The following is a 7,660-nucleotide window of genomic DNA, read 5'->3' as shown; positions in this document are numbered from 1 at the left end:
CTGGCGCTGCCAGTTTTTTGCGACGGTCGTATAGACGAGCGTTATTCTCTGTTTTTTTTTTTAGATGTGTAGAAGAGACAGGTTGGGAGGCGCAAGGCAAGCCCGAACGGGCGCCGGCGCTGATGCCCCGGACGCCTTCGCATCGACGTGTCGATGCGAAGGCGCGAGGGTATTATTCGCTTGGTGTGCCCCGTCGAACGAGGCCGTTCGACGGCGCGGCGCCGGATGACAGGGGAGGGTGTCAATGCCGTTCCGAGAGGGGAGCAGGCTCCGACGCAAGAAAGCCCAGCGTCATCGCCGGATCTCTCGCGTCGGGGCGTGTTGATCGGCCCGGCCGACGAGACGCTGTCGAGCAGCATCGTTGGACGTCGGCACTCGGGCGAGAGAGGGTGGTGGCGCAGGCAGCCGCGGGAACCGGCAGCCTTGCGGGACATGAGATCCGACGGCGTACCGTCGGCGCGGGCCGGGGCACCCGGCGCCGGCGGCTCAGTGGATCGACTGGTCGGGCTTACGCTCGCCTTGGGCGAGGGACGCCTCGTAGATCTCGGCCTGTGCCCGGGTCAGGCCGCTGACGAGCACGTGCGCGCCGCGGTAGACCGTGTAGGTGCCGTCCTGCGTGGGCTTGACGCGAATGAGCTGGGACATGCGCTGGCTCCCTTGCGCGAATCACGACTGATTTTCTTGGATTTGAACGTGACGTTAACAACTCGGTGGAGGCGCGCAAGAGGGACGACCGCGAAACCGCCGGGTTCTCGACACGATCATGACCAAAGTACAGCCGGTCGAGGACGGTGCTGCGCCGTGTCCTCGCACGGGCGGCAACGCGCCCGCCCGCTCCGGGGTCCGGCATTGCCGGCTCAGGATCACCCGGATTATCGCTGCGGCTCAGGGAGCTTCAGGTTCGCGCCGGATCAGGACGGCGCGCGGGCGGTCGCGACCTGGACGGAGGGAGCGGTGGACGGCGCCTTGCCGGTCAGGGTCCACCAGCCGACGGCGGAGTGAATCGCCAGGGTGAGGCCGAGCAGGGCCAGCATCGAGGCGGCGTAGCGGGTCATGCTCGGCTCCGCGGGCGCCGGCGACGGCTCGCGCCGCGGGGCCGGGGCGCAGTCGAGAGGCTCTGGCTCCAGCGGGAGGAGCGAGACGTAGATGCTGGCGGGCTGGCTGGCTGGCCGGTGGAAGGGTCCAATGCTGAACATCGGCGTCTCCTGTCGAGGCCCCTGCGACGGAGGGCTATCGGAACCGCCCAAAGTTAACAGCTGCTGAACAAGACGCTAGCCCCGATCACGAAACCGTGAAGATCCCCGCCCGTACAGCACTCGTTCAGGATGCTGGCACTCCCGCTCGGGCTCAAGGCCGCCTTTCGAACAGGTCCGGCCGCCGCAGGCGCAGGGACTGGACGAGGCAGAGCGTCTTCATGTCGGCGACCTCGCCCCGGTCGGCCGCCGCCGCCAGCTCCGCGAGGGCGACCTCCACGACCTCGATGCTCTCGTTCTCCTCCGCCAGTCCGCCGCCCGCGCCCGCACGGTCGGCCGCCCGGTACGGAGCGAGGAAGAGGTCCATCCGCTCGGTCGAGAGGCCCGGCATCGACCACACCCGGCCGACGGGATCGAGGTCCGTGAGGCGCAGGCCGACCTCCTCGTAGGCCTCGCGCCGGGCGCAGGTCGCCGGGTCGTCCTCCTCGCGCAGGCCGGCCGGGACCTCCAGCACCGACGGCGTCCCGTCGACGAAGCAGGGCGGCGTGCGGAACTGCCGCACCAGGAGGGCGACGCGGCGCTCGGGATCGAAGGGCAGCACCGCCACGGCGGGTCCGTGATCCTCGACCTCGCGGCTGATGCGGCGCCCGTCCGGCATCCGCACCTCCGCGACGAGGTAGCGCGCCCAGCCCTCGTGCACCGCGCGGGTGCCCTCGATGCGCGGCACGTCCTCGTCGGGGATCTCACGGCTCATGCGGCACTCTCCTCGTCGTGATCCTGGTCATCCCCGCCGCGCTTGGCGCCGCGACGGATCTCGAAGGTCAGGACGCCGTCGTCCTTGAGCACCCGGTCGAGGTGGTCGCCGCTCTCGCGCAGCAGGTTGGGAATGTCGATGGCGGCCATCGGGTCGGTGCAGCGCACCGCCAGGCTCTCGCCGGGTTCGAGGCCGCGCAGGGCCTTCCGGGTCCGCAGGACCGGCAGGGGGCATTTGAGCCCGCGCAGGTCGAGGTCGTGCCGTTGCATGGTCGCTCGAATGGGCCGCACTGGTCGCCGACCGGTTGAGCACATCCGGCGCGAACGAGAAAGCCCGGCGCGGGGGCATCCCGCGCCGGGCTCTCGTCACCCTCGAGGGTGGGAAGTCTCAGTAGCCGTAGCCGTAGTAGCCGCCGTAGGCCGGGTAGCCGTAGCCGTACCCATAGCCGCCGACCGGGGCGTAGCCGTAGCTGCCGTAGCCATAGGCCGGGTAGCCGTAGCCATAGCCGTAGGCCGGGGCGGAGCTGGCCGCGATGGCGCCGCCGATGATGCCCAGTGCCGCACCGGCCGCGAGGGCGCCGCCGGCGCCGATGCCGCGGCGATAGCCGTAGCCGCGATAGCCCCGGTAGCCGTAGCCACCGTAGTAGCCGCCGCGCCAGCGCACCTGGTCGACGGTCGCGGCACCCGCTCCGCCCACCGCCGCCGAGGTTGCCGCCGGGAGCGGAGCAGCCTGGGCGCCGACGGTGCCGGCGGTCAGGGCGGCGGCGGCGCCGGCCGCGAGGGCGAGGGTGGTGATGCGCGACATGTGATGTCTCCGATCTGTGAGGAATGTGCCCCGATGGCCTCAAGAACGGTCAAGGAGCGGGATCTGTTCCAAGATTCCGACCCCGGTGACGGGCCGTCACTCCGGGTCGGCCGGGCTTGCCCGTACCGTCATCTGGCCGCGTCCGCCGGTCGCAGCCGGCTCGACTGCCGCTACCGGCCGCGTTCGTCCGGATAAGCTTGGGCACGGCGCGCGGCGACCGCCCGGCGGCGGCCGCGATGGCGCGAAATCGCCCGCGCAGGCCCTCAGAAGGCGCAGGCGCCGAAGGCCGGATCGACCGAGCCGTTCCAGGGCCCGTCGTAGAGCGCGAGCAGATCCTCGGCGCGGGTGCGCCCGGCCGCGATGGCCTGGAGCGGCGCGAGGTAGAGCGTCTCGTCGCGGCCCTGCGGGTCGAGGCGGGCGCGGGCCCGCAGCCCCGCCTCCGCGAGGTCCAGGGCGTCGCGGGCGAGGTCCCGCAGGCGCCGCGATCCGGCCGGGGCGTCGAGCCCGAGCCGCGGCACCTCGTCCCGCATCGCCTGGCGCTCCGCCGCGGTGAAGTCGCGCACCAGCTGCCAGGCGCCGTCGAGGGCGCCCGCATCGTAGAGCAGCCCGGTCCAGAACGCGGCCTGCGCGGCGATCATGTTGGCGTCGCCGACATCGGCGCCGCGCATCTCGAGGAAGCGCTTCAGGCGCACCTCCGGGAAGGCGGTCGAGGCGTGGTTGGCCCAGTCGGAGACGGTGGCGCGCTCGCCCGGGAGGGCGGACAGGCGCCCCTCCATCAGGTCGCGGAACGACGCGCCGCTGACGTCGTGGTAGGTCTCGCCGCGCTTCACGAAGTACATCGGCACGTCGAGGAGCCAGTCGGCATAGGCCTCGTAGCCGAAACCGTCGTCGAACGCGAAGGCGAGCATCCCGGTGCGGTTGGGATCGGTGTGGCGCCAGATCTCGGAGCGCCGGGACAGGAAGCCGTTCGGCTTGCCGTCGGTGAAGGGCGAGTTGGCGAAGAGCGCGGTCGCGACCGGCTGCAGGCCTAAGCCGACCCGCATCTTCGTCACCATGTCGGCCTCGGACGCGAAGTCGAGGTTCACCTGCACGGTGGCGGTGCGCAGCATCATGTCGAGGCCGAGCGAGCCGACCTTGGGCATGTAGCCCTTCATGATGCGGTAGCGGCTCTTCGGCATCACCGGGGTCTCACCCCGGGTCCATTTCGGGCTCATGCCGAGGGTGAGGAAGCCGATGCCGAGGGGGTCGGCCGCCTGGCGCACCGCGTCGAGGTGGACGCTCAGCTCGTGGGCGGTGGCGTGGACGTCCGCCAGCGGCGCGCCCGAGAGCTCGAACTGGCCGCCGGGCTCGAGCGAGATCGCGCCTCCGCCCTCGACCGCCGAGAGGCCGATCACCCGCCCCGCATCCTCGATCGTCTCCCATCCGGTGACGGCGCGCAGGCCCTCGAGCAGGGCGGCGATGCCGTGCTCGCCCTCGTAGGGCACCGGCGCATGGTCGGCGCGGTAGAACGGGACCTTCTCGTGCTCGGTACCGATGGCGAAGGCGTCGTGCGGCTTCTCGCCAGCTGCGAACCACTCGATCAGCTCGGACCGCGCGCTGAGCGGGGTCGCGTCGGACACGTCGCGCGCCATGCGCCACCTCGTGCTTGGAAGAACGAAAACGATGACTCCCGGCGGGCCGGCGGGCCCACCGTCAAGGTTGCGCCTAAATAGGCCGCGGACGACCGAGCCGCAACGCGCCCGCGCCAGACCCCCCGGGACCCACCCGTCCCGGCCGGCGGCGGACCCGTCAACCAACCGTTCACCACCTTGCCCGGATCCGGCCGGCTCCCCTTTGACTCAGAACAAAACAGGAACAAACATCGGCCTGTCGAAAGGGGACAGACCATGAACATACGCAAGATCCTCCTCGCTGTCACGGAGGTCGCTTCGATGGGCCTGCTCACCGGCGCCGTCGTCCTGTGGGCGGTGGCACTCTCGCCGATGCACTGACCGGCCGGCGTTGCCGTGCGGCCACGTCCAGGATCGTTCCGCCGATTTGGCGGTGAATCCCCAGCGATTTTCGGCCCGGTGAGGCGCTCCGGGTCGTGACTCTCCGGGCTTGGCCGGGAATCCTGCCTCGCTCCAATCGGAGCGAGAGTCGCCTTGCAGATCCTGAAGCCCGTCGGCTACGTCCACCTGCACGTCCACTCCTCCTACTCCCTGCTCGAGGGCGCGCTGAAGATCGGCGACCTCGTGAAGGCCGCGGGCGCCGACCGGCAGCCGGCCCTGGCGCTCACCGACACCAACAACCTGTTCGGCGCGCTCGAATTCTCCGAGAAGGCGGCGGGCTCGGGGATCCAGCCGATCGCCGGGATGCAGCTCAGCGTCGCGTTCGAGGCTCCGGAAGCGGGCGGAAAGCTCAACGCCGCGCACCCGCATGTCGTGCTGCTGGCCAAGGATGAGACCGGCTACGGCCACCTCCTGCGCCTGGCGAGCCGGGCCTATTTCGATAACGAGATCGGCGAGGTGCCGCGGGTCTCCGCGCAGGCGCTCGCCGAGTGCTCCGCGGGGCTGATCGCGCTCACCGGCGGCATGGGCGGGCCGATCGATTCGGGCTTGCGCGCCGGCCGGTCCGAGCTGGCACTGGCCCGCCTCGAGACCCTGAAGGCCGCCTTCGGCGAGGACCGTCTCTACGTCGAGGTGCAGCGCCACGGCCTGCCCGACGAGCGCATGGTCGAGGGCGAGCTGATCCGCCTCGCCGACCGGCACGGCCTCTCGCTGGTGGCGACGAACGAGCCCTACTTCGCCAAGCCCGACGATTACGAGGCCCACGACGCGCTGCTCGCCATCGCGGAGGGGCGCCTCGTCTCGGACGACAAGCGCCGGCGCCTGACCCCGCGCCATGCCTTCAAGACCCGGGCCGAGATGGCCGACCTGTTCCGCGACCTGCCCGATGCGCTTCAGGCAACGGTCGAGATCGCGATGCGCTGCGCCTGCCGGGCGCGCACCCGTAAACCCATCCTCCCCAGCTTCGGCGCTCCCAGCCTGACGACGCCGGCGCAAGGGACGCCGGAGGGCGCCGCCGCGCAGGCGCTGGCCGCCGCCGCGACGACCGCGGTGGCGAAGGAGATCGCCCCCGACGAGGCGGCGGAGCTGCGCCGGCAGGCGGAGGCAGGCCTGACCGAGCGCCTGCGCCAGCACGGCCCGGCCGAGGGGCTGACGGAAAAAGATTACCGCGACCGGCTCGAATACGAGATCGGCGTCATCACCAACATGAAGTTCCCGGGCTACTTCCTGATCGTCTCGGACTTCATCAAGTGGGCCAAGGAGCACGACATCCCGGTCGGGCCGGGCCGCGGCTCGGGTGCCGGCTCGCTGGTGGCGTGGTCGCTCCTCATCACCGACCTCGACCCGATCCGCTTCGGCCTGCTGTTCGAGCGCTTCCTCAACCCCGAGCGCGTCTCGATGCCGGATTTCGACATCGACTTCTGCGTCGAGGGCCGCGAGCGGGTGATCCGCTACGTGCAGGAGCGCTACGGCGAGGGCCAGGTCGGGCAGATCATCACCTTCGGTACGCTGCTCGCCCGCGGCGTGCTGCGCGACGTCGGCCGGGTGCTGGAGATGCCCTACGGCCAGGTCGACAAGCTGACGAAGCTGGTGCCGCAGAACCCGGCCAACCCCGTGACGCTCGCCCAGGCGATCGAGGGCGAGCCGAAGCTCCAGAGCGCGATCGAGGAGGAGCCGGTCGTCGCCCGGCTGATGACGATCGCCAAGAAGCTCGAAGGCCTGCACCGCCACGCCTCGACCCACGCCGCCGGCGTGGTGATCGGCGACCGGCCGCTCGAAGAGCTGGTGCCGCTCTACCGCGATCCGAAGACCGGGATGCGGGTGACCCAGTTCAACATGAAGTGGGTCGAGCAGGCGGGCCTGGTGAAGTTCGACTTCCTCGGCCTCAAGACCCTGACGGTGCTGCGCGCCGCGACCGACCTGTTGAGGCTGCGCGGCATCGAGGTCGACCTGCCCTCGCTGCCGATCGACGACGAGCGCACCTACGAGCGCCTGCGCAAGGGCGAGACGGTCGGCGTGTTCCAGGTGGAATCGGCGGGCATGCGCAAGGCGCTGGTCGAGATGTGCGCCGACCGATTCGAGGACATCATCGCGCTGGTGGCGCTCTACCGCCCGGGCCCGATGGCCAACATCCCGGTCTATTGCGAGCGCAAGCTCGGCCGCGACGCCGGCAACGAGAAGAACTGGTACCCGCACGAGAAGCTGGAGCCGATCCTCGCCGAGACCTTCGGCATCATCGTCTACCAGGAACAGGTGATGGAGGTGGCCAAGGTCCTCGCCGGCTACTCGCTCGGCGACGCCGACCTCCTGCGCCGCGCCATGGGCAAGAAGATCAAGGCGGAGATGGACGCCCAGCGCGACCGCTTCGTGAAGGGCGCGGTCGAGCGCGGCCTCGACAAGGCCAAGGCCAACGAGATCTTCGACTTGCTCGCCAAGTTCGCAGATTACGGCTTCAACAAGTCGCACGCCGCGGCCTACGCGCTGATCACCTACCAGACCGCCTACCTGAAGGCGAACTATCCGGTCGAGTTCATGGCCGCCTCGATGTCGCTCGACATCGACAACACCGACAAGCTCGCCGAGCTGCGCCAGGACGCGCAGCGCCTGAACATCAAGGTCGAGCCGCCGAACGTGAACCGCTCCGGCGTCACCTTCGAGGTGCATGACGGCGCGATCCGCTACGCGCTCGCCGCGATCAAGGGCGTCGGCCGCTCCGCCGTCGAGGCGATCGTGCAGGCCCGCGGCGACCAGGTTCTCGAGGGTGCGCTTGTTGACGAGCTTCGGGTTGAGGCGCCGGGCGAAGTCGCCGAGGTCGCGGAAGGGTTTGTCGCCGCGGGCCTGCACGATCGCCTCGACGGCGG

The 7,660-nt window shown here is 70.4% G+C and carries 6 protein-coding genes and 2 pseudogenes; 1 reads left to right on the top strand and 7 read right to left on the bottom strand.

The window, feature by feature from the left end; translation table 11 throughout:
- Window positions 1–486: 486 nt before the first annotated feature.
- From VQ02_RS38440 to VQ02_RS29225, 6 genes are all read right to left on the bottom strand, one after another.
- The gene (locus tag VQ02_RS38440) at window positions 487–645 is read right to left on the bottom strand and encodes a hypothetical protein (protein ID WP_167350807.1); all 159 of its coding nucleotides are present in this window, start codon (window positions 643–645) and stop codon (window positions 487–489) included.
- 266 nt (window positions 646–911) lie between these two features.
- Entirely contained in the window at window positions 912–1,196 is a 285-nt protein-coding gene (locus VQ02_RS29245) for a hypothetical protein (RefSeq protein ID WP_048447769.1), read from the bottom strand.
- A gap of 151 nt (window positions 1,197–1,347) precedes the next feature.
- Window positions 1,348–1,947 (bottom strand): NUDIX domain-containing protein, encoded by a 600-nt coding sequence (locus VQ02_RS29240; protein WP_048447768.1) that lies wholly within the window; start codon window positions 1,945–1,947, stop codon window positions 1,348–1,350.
- Complete coding sequence (locus VQ02_RS29235) at window positions 1,944–2,216, bottom strand: sulfurtransferase TusA family protein (protein WP_048447767.1); 273 nt, start codon at window positions 2,214–2,216, stop codon at window positions 1,944–1,946. The genes VQ02_RS29240 and VQ02_RS29235 overlap by 4 nt, the downstream gene beginning before the upstream one ends.
- A 118-nt stretch (window positions 2,217–2,334) precedes the next feature.
- A complete protein-coding gene (locus VQ02_RS29230) occupies window positions 2,335–2,751 on the bottom strand; it encodes a hypothetical protein (protein WP_048447766.1) in 417 nt (138 codons plus the stop codon).
- 263 nt (window positions 2,752–3,014) lie between these two features.
- Window positions 3,015–4,382: a glutamate--cysteine ligase gene (locus tag VQ02_RS29225; RefSeq protein ID WP_048447765.1), complete on the bottom strand. Its 1,368-nt coding sequence runs from the start codon at window positions 4,380–4,382 to the stop codon at window positions 3,015–3,017.
- A 513-nt stretch (window positions 4,383–4,895) separates the two neighbouring features.
- Between VQ02_RS29225 and dnaE the strand changes: the two are divergent.
- Window positions 4,896–7,592, top strand: a pseudogene (gene dnaE / locus VQ02_RS29220) (DNA polymerase III subunit alpha); the annotation flags it as partial.
- Here dnaE and VQ02_RS39550 read toward each other — a convergent pair.
- Window positions 7,578–7,643, bottom strand: a pseudogene (locus VQ02_RS39550) (hypothetical protein); the annotation flags it as partial. The pseudogenes dnaE and VQ02_RS39550 sit on opposite strands and share 15 nt — an antisense overlap.
- Window positions 7,644–7,660 lie beyond the last annotated feature (17 nt).

This window comes from Methylobacterium variabile (genome assembly GCF_001043975.1).
Taxonomy (GTDB): domain Bacteria; phylum Pseudomonadota; class Alphaproteobacteria; order Rhizobiales; family Beijerinckiaceae; genus Methylobacterium; species Methylobacterium variabile.
This window is presented reverse-complemented; position numbering and strand designations above follow the sequence as displayed.

Bases quoted from the DNA above. Each gene is read 5' to 3' on its own strand.
- VQ02_RS38440 (WP_167350807.1), bottom strand. From the start codon at position 645: ATGTCCCAGCTCATTCGCGTCAAGCCCACGCAGGACGGCACCTACACG.
- VQ02_RS29245 (WP_048447769.1), bottom strand. From the start codon at position 1,196: ATGTTCAGCATTGGACCCTTCCACCGGCCAGCCAGCCAGCCCGCCAGC.
- VQ02_RS29240 (WP_048447768.1), bottom strand. From the start codon at position 1,947: ATGAGCCGTGAGATCCCCGACGAGGACGTGCCGCGCATCGAGGGCACC.
- VQ02_RS29235 (WP_048447767.1), bottom strand. From the start codon at position 2,216: ATGCAACGGCACGACCTCGACCTGCGCGGGCTCAAATGCCCCCTGCCG.
- VQ02_RS29230 (WP_048447766.1), bottom strand. From the start codon at position 2,751: ATGTCGCGCATCACCACCCTCGCCCTCGCGGCCGGCGCCGCCGCCGCC.
- VQ02_RS29225 (WP_048447765.1), bottom strand. From the start codon at position 4,382: ATGGCGCGCGACGTGTCCGACGCGACCCCGCTCAGCGCGCGGTCCGAG.